Genomic DNA, 20,104 nt, shown 5'->3' with positions numbered 1-20,104 from the left:
GGCTCGTTCCGGCCGTTCGCGGCAACGGTCACGAAAGGCAGCTTTCGGTTCGGGGACGATGCTGCACGAGCGAAGCGTTCAAACACGGTGAGTGTCGGCAAAGCGGAGGGAGCTGCCACTCTCAGACCGGGCCTCATTGAAACTGGTCTCAAAAATAGAGGACAGGCTTGGGGTGATCCCCATCAGGTCGCGTCGCAATGCGTTGTGTCGGTCCTTGTCGTCTCCGCGACCGACGCCATTGCACTGACCGACGGTGTCATTTCATCTCATTTTCTCAAAGCAAAGGCCCGGCACAGGGGCCGGGCCTCACAGGTCGTGGTTTTCCCGCGCGCTCAGTTCGAGCAGGCGAAATTGTCTTTCAGCGAGCCAAACACGGCCTCCTCGGCCGCCAGCTTCGTGCGTGCGGTGTAGGATTCGTGGATCCAGCGCATATAGGCCCAACGCACCTCGTCGGCGACGTTCTGTTTTGGCAGGCAGATGCCGTCCATCGCGCCGGCGGCCTTCAGGGCACCAACGAAGCCAAGCATGTATTGCTCGCATTCGATCTCGGCAAAGATGCCGTCCCGGGCGTCGTTATCGGCGTCGAAACAGGGCTGAAGCAGGTCTTTGGCGCTGTAGCCGGACGCCATGTGGGAATCTGCCGCGGCAACCGTGGCCAGCCCCATGGCGGCAAGTGTGATGATCAAGGTCTTGCGCATATCGGTTTTCCCCGGATTTCAAGAGAAATTCCCGGCCACCCGCAACGGGGCGGCCGGGGGGTCCAAGCTTAGTCGGACTTCTTGTCGGCCAGGGCGTGGACGGCCTGATCCATCACATCCTGGTGCTCTTCGTTGTTGAGGAAGGCAGGGCTGTTCACCTTGTTCCACAGATCCTCATTGGTCATGTTCTGGTGACAGCCCATGCACAGACCGGTGCGTTCCATCTTCTCACGCATCTCCTGCGGAAGCGGGCCGGTCAGTTCCCAATGCGAACCAACGGTCACAAGCTGCTTGCCGTCCTCGGTCACGATCCGGCTGAGATCGTGGTCGAGTTCCGGAACCGGCTGCGACTGGTACTGGTGCTGGCCGGGGATGATCTCGCCCATGGCCGTCTCCAGATCCACAACGAAGCCCTCGGTATAGTCGCTCAGGAAACGACCGCCGCTGATGCCGTAGCCCAGCGCCTTCGGGTTGTTGTGGCAGCTCTCGCAGGTCCGTGCCAGGCGGCCAGCCGTGTGCGGCTGAACGGCGGCATGGTCGAGGCCCTTGGTGCCACCGGCATCCGGCGTCATCCAGATCTCGTTATGCGCAACCGTGTTGCCATCCTTGTCGATCACCGTGGTGATGACCTGGCAGCCGGGCATGAGCGGGCTCACGCGGCCTTCACCGTTGATCCCGAGGGTCGGCTCTTCCCAACGCAGGTAGGAGCGGGTCTCGGAGACCTTGCCGGCGCTCGTCAGGCCGTTGGTTCCGAGCGGCGCATCCGCCGTCAGGCCGTTGGGCTCACGATTGTTGGCATTGGTGATCCAGTCGACATCCGTCTTGCCTTCGGAATAGTCCACGGTGATGTGGCAGCCATAGCATTGCGGTGCCCAGTCGGCGTGACAGGCGTAGCATTCCATGCTCTCCATATGTTTGCCGACCGACATCATGGCCACTTCCGCATTCGGCGACTTCCAGGTGCCGTCGATCGCGATCTGCCTCAGCACCGGCACTTCGAAGTCGATGCCGGATGCGGAGTGCAAAATGACCTTGGAGCCCTTCTTCACCACGTTGCCGAACGGGTTGCCACGCGCTGTCAGCAGGTAGCCATCCTCGGCCTCGTAGACCTCTGCGAAATACTGCTCATCCGTCAGATCGTCGCCAAGCCCGCGGGCATCGGCTGCGATTTCCTGCTGGAACTCCTCGCCATAGCCAAGCGGCAGATCCCACGGGAACTGACTGACGGTGCCGTGACAGTCCTCGCACTCGATCTCGACCTGAGCCAGCGTGGTGCCGGGCAGGTTGCCGTCGCCATGCATGTCCACGGTTGTGTGGCAGTCCTGGCAGAGCATGCCGCCCTCGGGGTTCCCCTCGCGCGACTGGACCTGATGGTGCAGGTCATCCTTGATGAACAGGTAGTTCTTGGTGTGCAGTTTCGGCTGCTTGCCACCGGTCGGGCTGTAGGGAGACCCATAGGGGAATTCCATGATGCCCTGATAGCTCACGCCGATCCGCTTGCCGCGGTTATGGCAGGACGAGCAGGTCTCGTTCGGGATGCCCGAATACTCGATATCGCCATGCTTGACCTTGGACTTCCGGGTCGCCTGCAGCTGGTGCGTCAGCAGCTTACCGGGCTGGTCCTTGGTGATGGTCGGGTCGCCGCCCTCGTAGAAGCCTTCGTTCGAGTAGGGAACGTGGCAGGAAGAGCAGCCTGCGCCGCGATAGTCGCCGCGCTTCTCGCGACCGTTCACACCGACATGGCATCGCTGACATTGCTGGCGCGAATAGGTGATGCCAGCGAGATTCGGGTGATCCGAGATCTGCTCGACATCGACTTCCGGCACCTGCTCCATGGAATCCGGCATCTGGTCGGGATGGGATTCCGCAAAGGCGACCATGTATTCCTTGTAGGCATCCGTGCCCACGGTCGGAACGTAGCCGTCTTCATCCACGAGATCGTAGTTGCCGTAGACCGAGCGATGCGTGTCCAGCACGCCCCAGGACCACAGGTTGCCCTGCAGCTTGCCGGCTTCGGTGTTCATCAGCGACTTGATCAGGCGCTCGGAATAGCCTTCGTGACAGGCGGACTGGCCGCAGGTCTTGTCGGCAATCCAGACAGCGCCGGGATCGGGATAGAACATCTCCGGGCCACCATCTTCCATCAGGGTCGCATGCACACCGGCATGGGCCTCTTCGACGGAGGTGCCGGTGGGTGTGCCACCATGACAGACGGTACAGCCGGCGGGATCGTCGTAATCGGCGCCCATGGACTCGATGGTCTCCATCATGACGCCTTCGGTGAATTTCTCGATGCCCTCATGGCACGAAAGGCAGCCTTTTTCGGCTGCCAGCTCGGCACTGACCGTCATCACCTCGGCATCCGCCGAGGCGTTGTCCTGGGCCATCGCGACTCCGGCGGCGCCCAGAAGCAGGGTCAATGTCAGGAACATGCGTTTCACGAACGAGTCCTCCCCTGGTTGAAATTATCATTGCCCCGACGGTAACGCGGCCGTGAGCGCCCCGGCCCTGACATTTGTCAGGATTCGGTGGAATCCAAAAAAAGCATAAATTAAATAAAGCTTTATGACTTTCGCCCTGTTCCTCCCGCGCGATGATTTCTTTGATCCATCGCAAGGAAAACCGGTCCCGTCATGTATAGTCAGTTCCAAGGCCACCCGTTTTAAGCGAACAGGGCAGCGAATGATGAATGGACGACAGGCCGTCGAGGCCAAGGGAGGAATGCCGAACTGTGGAAGCTGCGGGCGCATGCTCTGCACCTTCCTTCCGCGCGACCCCATGCAGGTCGTGCAGCAAAAGCATTTCCTCAAACGTGGCGCGCGGCTCGACAGTGCCGATGGCGAATCTTGCTTGCGATTCTGGATCGTTGTGCAGGGCACGGCGGCGTCCTGCACCGCTTTCGAAGACGGGCGCAGGCAAATTGTCAGCCTTGAGACCAAGGGCGAAACGATCTGTTCGCTGATGGCAGGCCCGGGCACGCAGAACTGGCTCGAAGCGCTTTCCGACTGCATGATCTGCGAGGTCGACCTCTCCAGCCGCGCCCGCGAGTTGCATGCAGATCCGGCTTTCCTCGCAGCGACATTCCACGTGGTTCACCGTCGGCTGGAACGGTGCCAGACACATGTCACGACCCTGGGGCGACTCGACTCGGTCGAGCGGGTGACATTGTTCCTTGCCGAGATGGCCGTACGCGCCGGCGCCACCCCGGAGACCCAACCGCTCGTCGCCCTGCCAATGTCGCGAGAGGATATTGCCGACTATCTCGGGCTGAATTCCGAAACCGTCAGCCGCATCCTGTCAAAGCTCAAGAAGTCGAAGCTGGTCAAGTTTCTCTCGCCTTCGGAATTCGTCATCCCGGATCTCGCCGCGCTTGACCGCCGCCTGCCCGTGGACATCCCCACACCGCAGGTCTTCCGCTCCGGGGTTGTCCCCGCCGGACCGAGCACGCTGCGCGAGGTCTCCGCATGATCGTTGAACTTGGGCATTTCGCCCTTTGCCTCGCTCTGATCGCATCGCTGGTTCAGGCCACCGTGCCGCTCTGGGGAACCGCCACCGGCTCGCCGGCGGCGATGAAAACCGCCGACACCGCCGCCCAGATCCAGTTCTTTGGCACGGCCGCCGCCTTCGCCGCGCTGACCTGGGCCTTCGTGGTCTCGGATTTCTCGGTCATGACGGTGGCCGCCAATTCGCACAGCTCCAAGCCGATGATCTACAAGATCTCCGGCGTCTGGGCGAACCACGAAGGCTCGATGCTGCTCTGGGTGCTGATGCTTTCGCTCTTCGGCGTGCTGATCTCTGTCTTCGGCGGCGTCATCCCGGTCGTCATGCGCGCCACCGTACTCGCCGTTCAAGCGATGATCGGTATCGGCTTCTACCTTTTCATCCTGCTCACCTCGAACCCGTTCGAGCGCCTCGCCAATGCGCCGATCGACGGGCAGGGCATGAACCCGCTGCTGCAGGACCCCGGCGTCGCCTTCCACCCGCCGCTGCTCTATCTCGGCTATGTCGGCTTCTCGACCGCCTTCTCTTTCGCCGTTGCAGCGCTGATCACCGGCCGTGTCGACCCAGCCTGGGCGCGCTGGATGCGGCCCTGGGTGCTGCTGGCCTGGTCCGGGCTGACCGCCGGCATCGCGCTTGGCTCCTGGTGGGCCTATTACGAGCTTGGCTGGGGCGGATTCTGGTTCTGGGACCCGGTTGAAAACGCGTCCTTCATGCCCTGGCTCATCGGTACGGCGCTGCTGCATTCGGCCATCGTGGTCGAGAAACGCAACGCTCTGCTGAAATGGACCATCCTGTTGGCAATCCTGACCTTCTCGCTCTCGCTGATCGGGACCTTCCTCGTGCGTTCCGGCATCCTGACCTCGGTCCACGCCTTCGCCACCGATCCCGAGCGCGGCGTCTTCATCCTGCTTCTGCTCTGCATCGCCATTGGCGGCGCTCTGACGCTCTATGCTTGGCGGGCGCCGCGGCTCTTCGATGGCGGCGTCTTCGCGACCTATTCCCGCGAAACAGGGCTGTTGCTGAACAACCTGCTGCTCGCCGCTGCTTGCGGCGTTGTCTTTGTCGGCACGCTCTACCCGCTCTTTCTGGAGCTCTGGAACGGCTCGAAAATCTCCGTCGGAGCGCCCTATTTCAACAAGACCTTCCTGCCGATCTTTGGCGTGACCATGCTCATTGCGGGCATCGGCCCCTTCATGGCCTGGAAACGCGCCAACCGGCAGGACGTGATCCGCCGAACCGCCCTTACCACGGGGATTTCGGTTGTGCTCACCGCCAGTCTCGCTCTCTGGTTCGGCCTCGCCGATATGGTAGGCCTGCTCGGCGCTTTCATCGCCACCTTCCTGGCCACAGCGACCCTGCTCGATTTCGGCCGCCGCATCGGCCTGCCGCAGGCCAGCCCGCTGGTCGCGCTGCGCCGCGCCATCGGCTTGCCAGCCTCCGCCTATGGCCTCTACCTTGGCCATACCGGGCTCGCCATCGCCGCCGCCGGGGTCATCGCAGTGTCCGTCTGGAGCACAGAAGTCATCCAGACCACCGCACCAGGCCAGCCCGTCGCCGTCGGGCCATATGAGTTCACCCTGCGGGATGTCCGCTCCGGCAACGGCCCGAATTTCCAGACCACCTTCGCATCGGTTGATGTCACCCGCGAGGGCACGCTCGTGACGACGCTGAAGCCCGAACGCCGCTTCTATCCCGTCGAGCGCCAGCCAACGACCGAGGCGGGAATCGTCACCCTCTGGCATGGTGATCTCTATGCCGTGCTGGGAGACGCCAACGGCGCAGGCGGCTACGTGACCCGCTACTATTACAATCCCGGCGTCCCGTGGATGTGGGCCGGCGCCTTGCTGATCACGCTCTCGGCGCTGATCTCGTTGGTTGATCGACGTCTGCGAATCGGTGCGCCCGCACCGCGCAAGCTCGCTGCGCAACCTGCGGAATAGGGCCTTGAAGAGCATGGGATTGAACCAGGATATTGAAGTCAGGGCGCGGCCAGACCGGCGATCGACCAAGACAGCACGCGCATTCTACGGCCTCCTCGCCGCGACATTTGTGGCGCTCTCGACAACCGGCGCGCGCGCCCTCGACCCCGGCGAGATGTTCGATGACCCAAGCAAGGAAGCCCGCGCCCGCGAGATCGGCCGAGAGTTGCGCTGCCTTGTCTGCCAGAACCAGTCGATCTTCGATTCCAACGCAGGGCTTGCGAAAGACCTCCGCATCGTGGTCCGTGAGCGTATGGAGGCAGGCGACAGCAACGAGGACGTGCTCGAATATGTCCGCTCCCGCTTCGGCGACTATGTCCTTCTGGAACCGCCGGTCTCGGGCCAGACCTATTTGCTCTGGCTCGCCCCCGCGGGTTTCATCGCGCTCGGCGGGCTGCTGATGCTGACCTATCTGAAAAACCGCCGCAAACCCGGTGCCCCCCTGCCAGAGATGACACAAGCGGAACACGAGGAAGCCCGCCGCCTGTTGGGAGAAGAGACATGATCGTCTGGACCGCCGCCACGCTCATCGCGCTCCTCGCCGGTTTCTGGATCGCCCGTCCCTTCCTCAAGCGCGGCACGATGGAAATGGACGCCGCCGACAGCACTATTTCGATCTATCGCGACCAGCTCGCCGAGATCGAACGCGACCGCGAGGCGGGTCAGATCAGTCCCGCTGAGTGCGAGGCCGCCCGAAGCGAGATCGAGCGCCGCGCCCTCGCCGCCGCCCGCACCCTCGACCAGGGCTTTTTCATGGGGCATCGCTCTGTGCCAGCGGCGCTCGGCGTCGCCGGCCTCTGCATCGCCGCAGCCCTTGGCACCTATTCCATGCTCGGCACCCCGCAAGCGCCGGACCAACCCCTGGCAGCCCGCCGCTCCGAAATGCTCACCCAGAGCGCCGCCGCGGGGAATATCGCAAGCTCCATCCAGCTTCTCGTCGATGCCACCGAGACGGATCCGGAGAATTTCGAGACCTGGTGGCTGCTGGCGAAATCATATGCGCAGGTCGAAGATCACGCTGCTTCCGCAGAGGCCTATCGTCGGGCCGCCGAGCTGTCGCAGAACGACCCCGAGATCCTCTCCGCCTATGGCGAGGAGATGACGCTGGCCAATGGAAACAAGGTGCCCCCCGCCGCGCGGATCGTTTTCGAACAGATCCTCGAGGATCACCCCGACCCGCGCGCGCGCTATTACGTGGCGCTCGCCAAGGCGCAATCGCAGGATTTCGAGGGCGCAATCCATGACTGGGCCGCGCTGCTCTCGGACTCGCCTCCCGATGCTGGCTGGGAGCCGATGGTCCGGCGCGACATCGTCAATATGGCGCGTTTCCTGAAAATCGACGTCACAGCCTATTTGCCCGATGCCAGCGCTGAGGAGATCGCCGCTGCCGGCGGCGCGGCCCATGCCGATAGCGGCGCCCGCATCGCCGATCTCGAAGCCGCGCTCGACGCCGAGCCGGGCGACTACAAGGGCTGGATCGAACTGGCCCAGCTGCGCTCCGCCGAGGGTGACTCCGAAGCCGCGTTGTCGGCGCTTGAAGCCGGGCGAGACCATTTCCGCGCCGCCCCCTTCGTGCTGCAGAAATTCGACGAGACCGCCCGTGCGCTCGGGCTCGACATGCTCGACCGCGGCCCGGGCGTCTCTGGTCCCGATGCCGAGCAAGTCGCCGCAATCTCCGCCCTGAGTCAGGAAGACCAGGACGAGATGATCGATGGCATGGTCGCGGGGCTGGCCGCGAAGCTGGAAGAAGATCCCGAGAATCTCGACGGTTGGGTCATGCTGGTTCGCTCCTATGTCAATCTCGGTCAGTTGGAGAAAGCGCGCGCCGCCTATGAGAGCGCACTGGCCCAGTATGCCGGACGAGAGGCCGCCCTGGCCGCGCTCCGGGACGGCGCGGGAGCGGTGCTCGGCGCAGACTGACGCGCTTCATTTCAAGGTCAGCCGCCTTTTGGGCTCTTGTCACCGCGCGGCGGGCGCGGGATTGTGCGCGCGACCAGACACAGGAGACATGAAATGCTCGTCGCCCTCATCGCCAAGGACAAACACGGCGCCCTTCAGATCCGAAAGGACAACCGCCCGGCCCATGTCGAGCATCTCAAGTCCAACGAGATCGTCCGCCAGGCGGGGCCCCTTCTGGACGCGGATGGGGAGATGTGCGGCTCACTGGTGATCTTCGAGGTCGAGGACGTTGCGCAGGTCGAGGCCTGGGCCGCGATCGATCCCTATGCCAAGGCCGGGCTGTTCGAGAGCGTCGAGATCATCCCCTGGAACCGGGTGATCGGCTGATGGCCTACTGGCTCTTCAAATCGGAACCCAACACCTGGTCCTGGGCAGATCAGGTTGCCAGGGGCGATGCCGGCGAGGAATGGGACGGTGTGCGCAACTACCAGGCCCGCAACAACATGCGACTGATGCAGCTCGGGGATCGCGGCTTCTTCTATCACTCCCTGAAGGAGAAGGCGGTGGTTGGCGTGGTCGAGGTTTGCGCGCTCGCCCATCCCGACAGCACGACCGAGGATCCCCGCTGGGACTGCGTCGATATCCGGGCGCTCCGTCCGTTGCAGCGTCCGGTGACGCTTACCGAGGCCAAGGCGCATCCAGACCTCGCCGAGATGGCGCTGGTCAAGAACACCCGTCTGTCTGTGCAACCCGTCAGTGATTCGGAATGGCGAATCATCTGCGCGCTTGGTGGGGTCGCGCCATAGGCGCGCAGATACAGATCGACAAAATCATTCCTGTAATTTGAATGTTTATTGCGGGGCGCGCCGAGAAAAACACCGGCGCGCCTCTTTTCTTTTTCCGAAGATATTTATTATTTTCAATCTTTTATACGACCATCTGCGACATTCTGATTCCGCCTTGATTTATGTCAGGCGGCGTTCGGAAGTGATGCGATACTAGGCATTATATGAAAGCCAAGTCAGGGGCCGCCATGGGTGCCCGAGCCAGCCGAAGAGATTTCCTGCGTGCAGACTTCCTGCGCAATGAAATCATGCGTCCGTATGGCGCCGGCCCGCCCGCCGAGTTCGACCGGCTTTGTGATGGCTGCGAGGCCTGTATCCCGGCCTGTCCCGAAAACGTCATCCGGCGCGGTCATGACGGCAAGGCGCTGATCGATTTCTCAAATGGCGAATGCAGCTTTTGCGAAGACTGCATAAAGGCTTGTCCGACCGGCGCGCTTTCGGAAGCCGGACGGGAGAGATGGAACTGGGTGGCGCGGGTTTCCAACCAGTGTCTGTCGGTCCGGGGTGTGACCTGCCGTGCCTGCGAGGATTTCTGCGAAGCCCGCGCAATCCGTTTCCGGCTTGAGACCGGCGGGAGGTCACGGCCGTTGATCGACCTTGAGAGCTGCACCGGTTGCGGCGCCTGCGCGGGCGCCTGTCCGGAAACGGCCATAGATTTCGCACGAAACACAGAACAACAAGGGGAGCTGACCGCATGAATATCTGCGGATGCCTCGTTCACTCCATGCCCGAGCGCGTTGACGCCGTGGGCGATGCGATGAACGCGATGCGAGGCGTGGAGGTGCATGCCCGCAGCGAGGACGGACGCCATGTCGTCGTCGTCGAGGACACCGAGGAGGCACGGGCCTCCGAGCTCATAATGGAGATGCACCAGATCCCCGGCGTGATTTCGGTCACGCTTACCTATCATCACTTCGAGGACCTGCAGGACGGCGAAAACGCGCCGCAGCAGGTCGTCCCCAGCAACACTTGAAACCGGAGCCAAGCCAATGACCGTGTCAGACTCCCGCCGGACTTTTCTGAAATCCACCGCAGCCGCCGCAACGGCCTCGGCCGCCGGTATCACACTTCCCAACGCCGTCGAGGCGCAAGTCCGCGCGCCGGACATCCGCTGGGACAAGGCGGCCTGCCGCTTCTGTGGCACCGGTTGCTCTGTGCTTGTGGGCACCAAGGAGGGCAGGGTTGTCGCCACGCAGGGCGACCCGGATGCGCCGGTCAACCGCGGCCTCAACTGCATCAAGGGCTATTTCCTCTCGAAGATCATGTATGGTCAGGACCGCTTGACCATGCCGATGCTGCGCAAGTCTGGCGGCGTCTATGACAAGAATGGCGATTTCGAGCCTGTAAGCTGGGACGAAGCCTTCGATGTGATGGCCGAGAAGTGGAAGGCCTCGCTCAAGGAGAAGGGGCCGACCGCGGTCTCGATGTTCGGCTCGGGCCAGTGGACGGTCTGGGAAGGCTATGCAGCCGCCAAGTTCATGAAGGCCGGGTTGCGCTCCAACAATATCGACCCGAATGCGCGCCACTGCATGGCCTCGGCAGTTGTCGGCTTCATCCGCACCTTCGGCATCGACGAGCCGATGGGCTGCTATGACGATCTGGAACATGCAGACACGTTCGTGCTCTGGGGGTCGAACATGGCCGAGATGCACCCGATCCTGTGGTCGCGCCTCACCGACACGCGCCTGACCAAGCCGGGCTGCGAAGTGCATGTGCTGTCGACCTTCGAGCACCGCTCCTTCGAGCTGGCCGATAACGGCATGATCTTCAATCCGCAGACCGATCTGGCGATCCTGAATTACATCGCGAACTACATCATCTCGAATGACATGGTGAACAAGGAGTTCGTCGAGAAGAACGTCAACATCACCAAGACGGCGACCGACATTGGCTATGGCCTGCGCGACAACGATCCGCGCCAGCAGGAAGCCGAGAATCCGAATTCCGGCAAGTTGGAGAAGATCAGCTTCGAGGAGTATGCCGAAGCCGTGTCCAAATACACGCTTGAGTATACCGAGGAGCTTTCCGGCGTTCCGGCCGCGCAACTTGAGGCGCTGGCCAAGCAATATGCCGATCCGAACCGCAAGGTGATGTCGCTCTGGACGATGGGTTTCAACCAGCACACCCGTGGGTCCTGGGCGAACTCGCTGATGTACAACGTTCACCTGCTCGTCGGCAAAATCTCCGAGCCGGGCAACTCGCCCTTCTCGCTGACCGGCCAGCCTTCCGCCTGTGGCACGGCCCGCGAGGTCGGCACCTTTGCACACCGCTTGCCGGCTGATATGGTTGTCGCCAACGACAAGCACCGCGAGATCTGCGAGACCACCTGGGGTGTTCCGGCCGGGACCATCCCGCCGAAGCCGGGCTTCCACGCGGTCCTGATGCACCGCAAACTCAAGGATGGCGACCTGAACTGCCATTGGGTGCAGTGCAACAACAACATGCAGGCCGCGCCGAACATGAACGACGAGGGCTATCCGGGCTATCGGAATCCCGACAACTTCATCACCGTTTCGGACCCTTACCCGACGGTCACGGCGCTGGCCGCCGACCTGATCCTGCCCACCGCGATGTGGGTCGAGAAGGAAGGCGCCTATGGCAATGCCGAACGGCGCACGCAGTTCTGGCGTCAGCAGGTAAAGGCACCGGGTGAAGCCAAGTCGGATGTCTGGCAGGTGATGGAGTTCTCCAAGCGTTTCACGGTCGAGGAAGCCTGGGGCGAGGAGCTGGTCGCGACCATGCCCGAGCTGGCCGGCAAGACGCTCTATGAGGTGCTCTACGAGAACGGCACGGTCAACAAGTACCCGCTCTCCGAGACGGCCGAAGGGTTCGACAACGACGAGTCCGAGGATTTTGGCTACTACGTCCAGAAGGGCCTGTTCGAGGAATATGCGAGCTTCGGCCGGGGCCATGCGCATGACCTCGCCGATTTCGATGTCTACCATCAGGCACGCGGCCTGCGCTGGCCGGTGGTTGACGGCAAGGAGACGCTCTACCGCTTCCGCGAAGGGTATGACCCCTATGTCAAGGAAGGCGAGGGCGTGAAGTTCTACGGCAAGCCAGATGGCAAGGCGAATATCATCTTCGCACCGTATGAAGCCGCCGCCGAAGAGCCGGACGAAGAGTTCAACCTTTGGCTCTGCACCGGTCGCGTTCTGGAACACTGGCATTCCGGTTCGATGACCCGCCGTGTGCCCGAGCTGCACCGGTCCTTCCCCTCGGCTGTTGTCTACATGCATCCGCAGGACGCCAAGGACCGTGGTCTGCGCCGTGGCATGGAGATCGTCATTTCGACTCGTCGGGGCGAGGTTGCCTCCCGCGTGGAGACCCGTGGCCGGAACAAGGTTCCGCGCGGCCTCGTGTTCATGCCGTGGTTCGACGAAGGCCAGCTCACCAACAAGCTGACGCTGGACGCGACCTGCCCGCTCTCGAAAGAGACGGACTACAAGAAATGTGCCTGCAAGGTCGAACGGGCCTGATCGCACTCCAGGAAACGCGCGCCAACCCTGAGCTCTAGGAACGAAGCATGGCAACGCCAGCAAAGCCCAAGAAGATCGACCGTCGTCGATTTCTGACGGATACAGCCCGCATGGCGGCGGGCTGTGCCGTGGGCGGATCTCTGCTTGCTTACATGGCGCGCGACGCAAAGGCGCTTCCGGATCAGGCCCTTCGGCCCCCGGGAGCGCTGAACGAGGATGATTTCCTCGCCGCCTGTGTCCGCTGCGGTCTTTGCGTGCGGGATTGTCCCTATGACACGCTGGTCCTGGCCGATCTCGGCGAGGACGGCCCGGCCACCGGCACCCCCTATTTCACCGCGCGGGATATTCCCTGCGAGATGTGTGACGACATTCCTTGCATCGCCGCCTGCCCGACAGGCGCGCTGGACAAGGCGTTGACGAATATCGAAAACGCCCAGATGGGCACGGCCGTTCTTGTCGATCAGGAAAACTGCCTGAACTTCCTCGGACTGCGCTGCGACGTCTGTTACCGCGTCTGCCCGATGATCGACGAGGCGATCACGCTGGAACCTCGGCACAACGAACGCTCGGGCGCGCATGCGATCTTCGAGCCGGTTGTGCACGCAGAACACTGCACCGGCTGCGGCATCTGCGAAAAGAAATGCATCCTGCCCGAGGCCGCGATCAAGGTGCTGCCGGTGCGTCTGGCCCGCGGCACACCACATGAACATTACCGCAAGGGGTGGGAAGAGAAGGACGCCAAAGGCGCGCCCGTGGTCGAAGGCATTATCGACCTGCCCGACCGTCTGCCAGGACCCGGCACCGACAACCTCGCCGCGCCTGGCGGCTATATCAACGGGTTGGTGGACGGGTTGCCAGCCACGCCCGAGGGCAACTTCGGCGGCGGCTTCGAGCCCGTTTTCAAGCTTCCGGAGGTGGGACAATGAGCACCAAAGGCAAGGTTCATATCCCCGTTGGCCAGGAAGCGCTGGAGGAAAAGGGCTGGTATGGAGCATACAAGTTCCTGATCTGGCGTCGGGTTTCACAGTTCTTCTTCCTGTTCCTCTTCCTTATGGGGCCGTGGTTCGGCATCTGGTGGGTCAAGGGGACGCTCGCAGGATCCATGACGTTCAATTTCCTGCCGCTGAACGACCCGTTCATCCTGACACAGATGTTCGCCACCGGTCACTGGCCCGAAACCACCGCGATCATCGGCGGTTTGCTCGTGATGCTGGTCTATGCCCTTGTCGGCGGGCGCGTCTATTGCTCCTGGGTCTGCCCAATCAACCCGGTCACCGATGGCGCGAGCTGGTTGCATCGCAAGCTCAATATCCAGAAGGGCTGGCAGCCCAAGCGTTCGGCGCGGCTCTGGATTCTCGGCACTGTGCTTCTGATCTCCTTCCTGACAGGCACGATCGCCTGGGAAGTCGTGAACCCGGTCACAATGCTCCATCGCGGGCTCGTCTTCGGTATGGGGTGGGTCTGGGGGCTGGTCGGAGCGATCTTCATCTTCGACCTCTTCGTGGCGCGCCACGGCTGGTGCGGCCATGTCTGTCCCGTGGGAGCGTTTTATGGCCTGCTGGGGAGCAAGAGCCTCCTGCGCATTTCCGCTGTCAAGCGCGACGCTTGCGACGACTGCATGGATTGCTATGCGGTCTGCCCCGAAATCCATGTCATCTCGCCGGCCCTCAAGGGCAAGGGCGAAGCGACGCCCCTTATCCTCTCGCCCGATTGCACCAATTGCGGGCGATGCATCGACGTCTGCGCAATGGACGTCTTCGCCTTTACCAACCGCTTCGACACCCATGTCGATGCCTCGACAGAGGCGGCCTCGAATCCCGAGTCGCCGACACAAAATGCAGCGTGAACTGAGCAACGGAGAACCAACATGAAGAAGCCGGTCCTTGCAGGTATCCTTGCCCTGGCAACCTCCCTGATCCTGGCCGGGATCGGGTTTGCACAAACCGCCGGTGGCCTTTCAACCCTTCGTGGCGCCGGTGTCGAAGACCCGGTTCCACTCGAACAGGTCTTTCAGCAGGAAACGCAGAGGTTCACGCGCGAATACCGCCAGCAACCGCCGCTGATCCCGCATTCCATCGACCAGTACCAGGTAGACCTCAAGGCAAACCAGTGCCTGACCTGCCATGACTGGACCAACGCGGGCGAGCGGAACGCCCCGACCCTGTCCATGACCCATTATCTCGACCGCGACGGCACCGAGATGGATCATGTCGCCGGCACTCGCTGGTTCTGTAGTCAGTGTCACGTGCCGCAGGTCAATGCGCCGGCACTTGTTGACAATACGTTCGAATCCACGGCCACGCGCTAAGGCCTCCGGCAAGAAGGAGCAAAAAGCTATGGCTGATCACTCGAATGGAAAACGTCCGGGCTTTCTGCGGCGGATCTGGAACGGCTTCTGGAGCCCCACCGGCGTCCTGAGCCTCGGATTCCTGCTCATCGCCGGGTTCATAGGGGGCGTACTCTTCTGGGGCGGCTTCCACTGGGCGCTGGAGGAAACCAACAACGAGGAGTTCTGCATCGGCTGTCATACGATGGCGAAGAACTTCGACGAATACACGGAGACGGTGCACTACAACAATCACTCGGGCGTCCGCGCGACCTGTCCCGATTGCCACGTCCCCAAGGAATGGCAGCACAAGGTCAAGGCGAAGATCATGGCGTCCAAGGATCTCTATCATGAGATTATGGGCACGATCGACACGGATGCGAAATACGAGGACCGCCGGCTTCATATGGCCGGAGCCGTCTGGACCAAGATGAAGAAGACTGACAGCCGGGAATGCCGCAACTGTCACAATTTCGACTATATGGACTTCACCATTCAGGAGAATCGCGCCGCCGCCGAACATCAGCGGGCGCTGGACGAAAACATGACCTGCATCGACTGCCACCAAGGCATCGCACACACGCTGCCTGCAGGTTTCCTGGATGAATACCGTCACATCGTCGAGGGAATGGACAGCGAAGCCGTGGTCAGCGAAAGCGCGATCATTGATCTCGGAGGTCTTGTGGACGCTACCCGAGGCTTCCTTGGAGGCAAAGACGCGGACTGACGATCCGTCAACTCGGTATCACGCAAAAAAGAGGCCGGGCATGTTTCCATGCCCGGCCTCTTTTCTGCGCCCCGGGGAGGAGGCAGGACGCAGTCTCAGCCAGCCCAGGTCCAGCGGAAACTCGCGTCCACTGTCGGATTGATCCGCATTTCCGGGCAATTCACCACTTCGATCTTGTAGACACCCGCCGTATCGAAAGTCTCGAACCCTTCCCACTCGCCAGCCGCATTACGCCGTTCGAGCTGCACATTGCCGCTCCCGGGATCGACATCCAGCGTCGCCGGCTTGGCCCAATGGGGGAATTCCTCGGTCACGAAGGGGTCAGTCTGCCAGGTGCTCATTCGGGGTTCCTTTCCTGCAAGGCTCTGTCCTGTGCCGTCGGAGATTGGGCCTTCGCACGCCCCCGACTGCGACCCAGTCCCCGCACATAGCCAGCCATGTGGCAGAAAACGGAGAAGGCTCGGACAGGAGAGATCAGCATCTCTTTCGACAATTCGTTCAACGCGCGACGAGATTTCCCCAAATTGGTAAAGGCCTGCTTGCCAGCCCCGCCGCATCATCAACACTTTGTTAAGGAATCAGCCGTTCTCCCCCGGTGAAGCGTCGATCAGCGCCAGCGCCACAAGGGCGCCCGCCGATCCGTGCGAGTAAATACGTCACGGATCATTATATCCGCGTCGACGTCCTCGCAGACGACATGCCGATAGCCACCGCCACGGTCCTGCAAACACACGCCAAGAGCGCTTTTCGAGCGCTCTGCCGCCTTGCGCGACGCGCGGAGCCCACAACCGGAAGGGTCACAACACGCTACGGCGCCGGGTCAACGCTCTCCAGCGCCCGTAAACGGATCCTTCATAGCAGGCTGCTACCAAAGGGACGGGTGTTAAATGAGGTGGTGGTATGAGCGTTGGGTCCAACGCGCCAGTCATCATCAAGCGGAAAAAGGTTGTCAGCGGTGGCGGACACCACGGTGGTGCGTGGAAAGTCGCCTATGCGGACTTCGTAACGGCCATGATGGCCTTTTTCATGCTGATGTGGCTGCTGAACGCGACAACAGAAAAGCAGAGGAAAGGAATCGCGGATTACTTCTCGCCGACGATTCCACTCAATCGAATCTCCGGAGGCGGCGATGGCAGCCTCGGCGGGGATTCTGTCTTCACCGAAGACACGTTGGCACAAAATGGAATCGGAGCGTCCAACCGATTTGCGTCCGTGCGAACTGTTGGCACCCCGGGTGTTCCGACGAAACAAGACCGGGAGCTCCGCGGCATCGAGGAAATGCTGCTCGGCGGGGGTGGTGAGAGCATGGCGATGGAAAATGCCATGCGCCACATCGTGACCCGGGTCACGGATGAAGGACTGATTGTCGAACTTTTCGCAACGGAAGGCGAGCCGCTTTTCCAGGCCGGCGGGGCGGAACCAACACCGCTGCTGGAATCGCTTCTGGCAATGGTTGGGCGTGTTTTTTCCTATGCGACCAATGACGTGGCCGTGAAAGGCTTCAGTCGGTCCCATGCGATCGTTTTGGCCGAAAACCCGGTTTGGGATCATTCCCTGGCACGCGCGCAATTTGCCAGAGTGCAACTCGCCCGGGCTCTTGGCGAAGAAAGAATCGAACGCATTGCAAGCTACGCGGATCGTCATCCTGCGGTCGAAAACCCCATGTCGATGCGGAATGATCGCCTTGAGATCGTATTGCTTCGAACCGACCTGGACTGAATTGAAAGAAGCTAAAACTTTATCTGTTAGCCCGGCATTAAAGCGGGGGCGCCAGTATCGTGGCCAATCTGGTCGCAGCAGCAGAAAGGCGCCGATCTATGACCATTTCTTCTTCCTTGAATGCCGGGGTTGCAGGCCTTGCCGCCAATGCAACCCAGCTGGCAACGATTTCTGACAACATCGCCAACTCCTCGACCTATGGTTACAAGCGCGCGGTAACAGATTTCCACTCGATGGTGATCGATGGTGGGAGCGGTTCCTATTCCGCCGGTGGCGTTCGCGTGACGACAAACCGAATCATCGACGAAACCGGTGCTCTGGTAACGACGTCGAACTCGACCGACATTGCAGTCCGCGGCAACGGCTTTCTTCCGGTGACGACGGAATCCGACGTCGCTACCGACAACGGCGAAGAAGCCATGTTGCTGACGACGACTGGATCTTTCCGGACCGATGAGGACGGCATTCTCAAGACCGAAAGTGGACTGGTCCTCATGGGGTGGCCCGCCGAAGCTGACGGAACGATGCCGGAGTTTGCTCGCGACACCGCCGATAGCCTTGAGCCCGTGCAGATCAACGTGAACCAGTTTGCCGGCGAACCGACAGAGAATATCTCGCTTGGTGTGAACCTTCCCGCGACCGAGACCGAATCCACCGGTGAGGGCGACTCATTGACCCTGCCTATCGAGTACTATGACAATCTCGGCCGGTCTCAATCACTTACGATTACCTTCACGCCGGAAGTCTCCACCGTTGTAGGGACTGCCACCAACTCATGGAGCATGACGATCGAGGACTCCGCCACAGTTGGAGAAATCATCGCAGCCTATGATATCGAGTTCGCGGACGACCGCGACTATGGCGGCACGATCGAAAACGTCACCGCGAACACAGCCACCGAGACGATCGATGACGTGGATGCCACATTGGCGTCGGTCTATGATGCTACGACCGGGATCCTCACTGTGAATGTGGATGGCGGGCCGATCGAAATCGATATCGGCGCTACACATGACTCCGCCGGACTGACGCAGCTTTCGGACAGCTTTGCGCCGACTTCGATAACCAAAGACGGCTCGCCAGTCGGCAACATGACCTCTGTTGAGGTGGACTCGAACGGCTATGTCATCGCCAATTTCGATATCGGCATCTCTCGCGTCGTTTATCAGATCCCGCTGGTCTCCATGTCGAATCCCAATGGTCTGACCTCGCTCGACAACCAGACCTACGAGATCTCGTCCGAAAGCGGCAGTTTCTACCTCTGGGACGCCGGTGACGGCGCGACAGGCGACATTGTCAGTTATGCTCTCGAGGAATCGACGGTCGACGTCGCGAATGAATTGACCAACCTGATCACCACGCAGCGCGCCTATTCGTCCAACGCCAAGGTTATCCAGACCGTGGACGAGATGCTGCAGGAAACCACAAACATCAAGCGCTAGGATCTATCCAGCGCCCAGGAGGTCGTAAGCCATGTCGCTCACATCGTCCCTTGCCAGTGCCTTGTCCGGCCTGACCGCGGCCTCCCGGTCGATCGATGTTGTCTCTGCCAACGTTTCCAATGCGATGACAGATGGATATGCCAAACGAGAGATCCAGCTCGCCTCGGAAACCGTTGGTGGGAACGGGGCTGGTGTGAAAGTCGTAGGTATCACCAGGCTTGTCAACGAACGCGCCCTCGCGGATCAACGCGAGGCCAATGCCAACTCAGCCAACGCCGAAACTCAAGCGGACGCATGGCTCCGGATCGAGACAGCAATCGGCTTCCCAACCGAGGATGGCTCTCTCACAGATCGAATTGACGCTTTCGAATCCGCCCTGATCTCGGCGTCTAGCCGGCCGGAAGAAACCGTCCGCCTGCAAGATGCAATCTCGGCGGCGGTTTCCCTGGCTGAAAGCATCAATGGCATCGCCGACGAGATATCGGATGTGCGGATGGACGCCGATGCCGACATCGCGACCATGGTCGAAGATACCAACACGATGTTGCAACAGGTCGAAACGCTGAACTGGCAGGTTTTCAAGATGGGCAACAGCGGTCAAGATACGGCCGCATTGATGGATGAAAGACAGTCTATCATCGACTCGCTGTCTGAAATTATACCGATCCGCCAGGTCAATCGGGATGGCAACCAGGTCGCCTTGTTCACCTCTGGGGGTGCCACCCTCATCGACGGCCCAGCGGCAGAGCTTTCCTTTACCCCGCACATCATCATCACGCCAAACATGACAATCGAGAACGGCCAACTCTCGGGCCTTGAACTGAACGGCGAGCCGCTATCGATCAACTCGACCTATGGGTCTATCGAAGGTGGTCGCCTGGCCGCCGCCTTCGAAGTCCGCGACTCGATAGCCACAGAAGCCCAGTCATCTATTGACGCAATCGCGCGAAATCTCATCGAGAGATTCGAGGATAGCACCCTCGATCCTTCGATCGCGACCAGCGGAACAGGGTTGTTCACGGACAACGACTTGGCTTTCGTGTCAACTGAAGAAGTGGGCATTGCCAACAGCTTGAAGGTCAACAGTTTGGTTGATCCCGCTGAAGGCGGCGAGGTATGGCGCCTTCGGGATGGTATCGGAGCGGCCGTCTCTGGTGCGGTCGGAGATTCCAGCCTGATATCTGCACTTGCAGATAGAATCGCCGAAGCCACATCTCCGACGAGCGGACCATCCACCGGACTTTCTCGTTCCTTTACCGGACTGGCCTCCGACTTCCTGTCCTCGATTGATTCGAGTTTCCGAAATCAGGAAGCCTCACAGGCTTTCCATACAGCTCGAGCAGACGCTCTGGCTTATGAGCTCGCGGAAGACAGCGTCGATACAGATGACGAAATGCAGAAACTGCTGATGATCGAAACGGTCTATGCGGCGAACGCGCGCGTCATTGATACCATCGACCAACTCATGCAACAAATACTGGAGCTCTGA

General features: G+C 61.1%; 19 protein-coding genes. 16 read left to right on the top strand and 3 right to left on the bottom strand.

The features are described from left to right. Window positions 1–332: 332 nt before the first annotated feature. Together R3X27_RS15905 and R3X27_RS15900 are read right to left on the bottom strand one after the other, a co-directional pair. On the bottom strand, window positions 333–698 hold the full coding sequence (locus R3X27_RS15905) for a Rap1a/Tai family immunity protein (protein ID WP_317709854.1): 366 nt from the start codon (window positions 696–698) through the stop codon (window positions 333–335). Window positions 699–766: 68 nt separating this feature from the next. Next, window positions 767–3,139 (bottom strand): hypothetical protein, encoded by a 2,373-nt coding sequence (locus R3X27_RS15900; protein WP_317709853.1) that lies wholly within the window; start codon window positions 3,137–3,139, stop codon window positions 767–769. Between the two features lie 241 nt (window positions 3,140–3,380). On the opposite strand from R3X27_RS15900, the gene R3X27_RS15895 reads away from it, so the two are divergent. From R3X27_RS15895 to R3X27_RS15835, 13 genes are all read left to right on the top strand, one after another. Next, window positions 3,381–4,166, top strand: coding sequence for a Crp/Fnr family transcriptional regulator (locus R3X27_RS15895; protein WP_317709852.1), 786 nt, complete (start codon window positions 3,381–3,383; stop codon window positions 4,164–4,166). Beyond that, on the top strand, window positions 4,163–6,139 hold the full coding sequence (locus R3X27_RS15890; RefSeq protein ID WP_317709851.1) for a heme lyase CcmF/NrfE family subunit: 1,977 nt from the start codon (window positions 4,163–4,165) through the stop codon (window positions 6,137–6,139). The genes R3X27_RS15895 and R3X27_RS15890 overlap by 4 nt, the downstream gene beginning before the upstream one ends. A gap of 19 nt (window positions 6,140–6,158) precedes the next feature. Then, window positions 6,159–6,683 carry a cytochrome c-type biogenesis protein gene (locus tag R3X27_RS15885; RefSeq protein ID WP_317709850.1) on the top strand — a complete coding sequence of 175 codons (525 nt, stop codon included), beginning with the start codon at window positions 6,159–6,161 and terminating at the stop codon, window positions 6,681–6,683. Continuing rightward, window positions 6,680–8,098 carry a c-type cytochrome biogenesis protein CcmI gene (gene ccmI / locus R3X27_RS15880; RefSeq protein ID WP_317709849.1) on the top strand — a complete coding sequence of 473 codons (1,419 nt, stop codon included), beginning with the start codon at window positions 6,680–6,682 and terminating at the stop codon, window positions 8,096–8,098. Before R3X27_RS15885 ends, ccmI begins: the two co-directional genes overlap by 4 nt. A gap of 93 nt (window positions 8,099–8,191) precedes the next feature. Next, window positions 8,192–8,464 carry a YciI family protein gene (locus R3X27_RS15875; protein ID WP_317709848.1) on the top strand — a complete coding sequence of 91 codons (273 nt, stop codon included), beginning with the start codon at window positions 8,192–8,194 and terminating at the stop codon, window positions 8,462–8,464. Next, on the top strand, window positions 8,464–8,883 hold the full coding sequence (locus tag R3X27_RS15870; protein WP_317709847.1) for an EVE domain-containing protein: 420 nt from the start codon (window positions 8,464–8,466) through the stop codon (window positions 8,881–8,883). The genes R3X27_RS15875 and R3X27_RS15870 overlap by 1 nt, the downstream gene beginning before the upstream one ends. Before the next feature lie 227 nt (window positions 8,884–9,110). Continuing rightward, window positions 9,111–9,620, top strand: coding sequence for a ferredoxin-type protein NapF (gene napF, locus R3X27_RS15865; RefSeq protein WP_317709846.1), 510 nt, complete (start codon window positions 9,111–9,113; stop codon window positions 9,618–9,620). Further along, a complete protein-coding gene (locus R3X27_RS15860) occupies window positions 9,617–9,895 on the top strand; it encodes a chaperone NapD (protein WP_317709845.1) in 279 nt (92 codons plus the stop codon). Before napF ends, R3X27_RS15860 begins: the two co-directional genes overlap by 4 nt. A gap of 16 nt (window positions 9,896–9,911) precedes the next feature. After that, a complete protein-coding gene (napA, locus tag R3X27_RS15855; protein WP_317709844.1) occupies window positions 9,912–12,401 on the top strand; it encodes a nitrate reductase catalytic subunit NapA in 2,490 nt (829 codons plus the stop codon). A gap of 47 nt (window positions 12,402–12,448) precedes the next feature. Continuing rightward, a complete protein-coding gene (napG, locus tag R3X27_RS15850; RefSeq protein WP_317709843.1) occupies window positions 12,449–13,327 on the top strand; it encodes a ferredoxin-type protein NapG in 879 nt (292 codons plus the stop codon). Next, the gene (gene napH / locus R3X27_RS15845) at window positions 13,324–14,247 is read left to right on the top strand and encodes a quinol dehydrogenase ferredoxin subunit NapH (protein WP_317709842.1); all 924 of its coding nucleotides are present in this window, start codon (window positions 13,324–13,326) and stop codon (window positions 14,245–14,247) included. Before napG ends, napH begins: the two co-directional genes overlap by 4 nt. Before the next feature lie 21 nt (window positions 14,248–14,268). Then, a complete protein-coding gene (locus R3X27_RS15840) occupies window positions 14,269–14,709 on the top strand; it encodes a nitrate reductase cytochrome c-type subunit (RefSeq protein ID WP_317709841.1) in 441 nt (146 codons plus the stop codon). 28 nt (window positions 14,710–14,737) lie between these two features. Next, a complete protein-coding gene (locus R3X27_RS15835) occupies window positions 14,738–15,454 on the top strand; it encodes a NapC/NirT family cytochrome c (RefSeq protein WP_317709840.1) in 717 nt (238 codons plus the stop codon). A gap of 95 nt (window positions 15,455–15,549) precedes the next feature. Here the strand turns inward: R3X27_RS15835 and R3X27_RS15830 are convergent, their stop codons facing one another. Further along, complete coding sequence (locus tag R3X27_RS15830; protein ID WP_317709839.1) at window positions 15,550–15,795, bottom strand: hypothetical protein; 246 nt, start codon at window positions 15,793–15,795, stop codon at window positions 15,550–15,552. A 559-nt stretch (window positions 15,796–16,354) separates the two neighbouring features. Between R3X27_RS15830 and R3X27_RS15825 the strand changes: the two genes are divergently transcribed. The 3 genes from R3X27_RS15825 to flgK are packed head-to-tail and all read left to right on the top strand — an operon-like array spanning window position 16,355 to window position 20,104. Continuing rightward, window positions 16,355–17,173 carry a flagellar motor protein MotB gene (locus tag R3X27_RS15825; protein WP_317709838.1) on the top strand — a complete coding sequence of 273 codons (819 nt, stop codon included), beginning with the start codon at window positions 16,355–16,357 and terminating at the stop codon, window positions 17,171–17,173. A gap of 59 nt (window positions 17,174–17,232) precedes the next feature. Continuing rightward, window positions 17,233–18,615, top strand: coding sequence for a flagellar hook protein FlgE (locus R3X27_RS15820; protein ID WP_411572504.1), 1,383 nt, complete (start codon window positions 17,233–17,235; stop codon window positions 18,613–18,615). A 31-nt stretch (window positions 18,616–18,646) separates the two neighbouring features. Then, on the top strand, window positions 18,647–20,104 hold the full coding sequence (gene flgK / locus R3X27_RS15815) for a flagellar hook-associated protein FlgK (RefSeq protein WP_317709837.1): 1,458 nt from the start codon (window positions 18,647–18,649) through the stop codon (window positions 20,102–20,104).

Origin of the sequence: Tropicimonas sp. TH_r6 (genome assembly GCF_033101155.1) — a bacterium.
Lineage (GTDB): Bacteria > Pseudomonadota > Alphaproteobacteria > Rhodobacterales > Rhodobacteraceae > Tropicimonas.
Note: the sequence above shows the minus strand (reverse complement) of the source record. Positions and strands in the feature narration are given on the sequence as shown.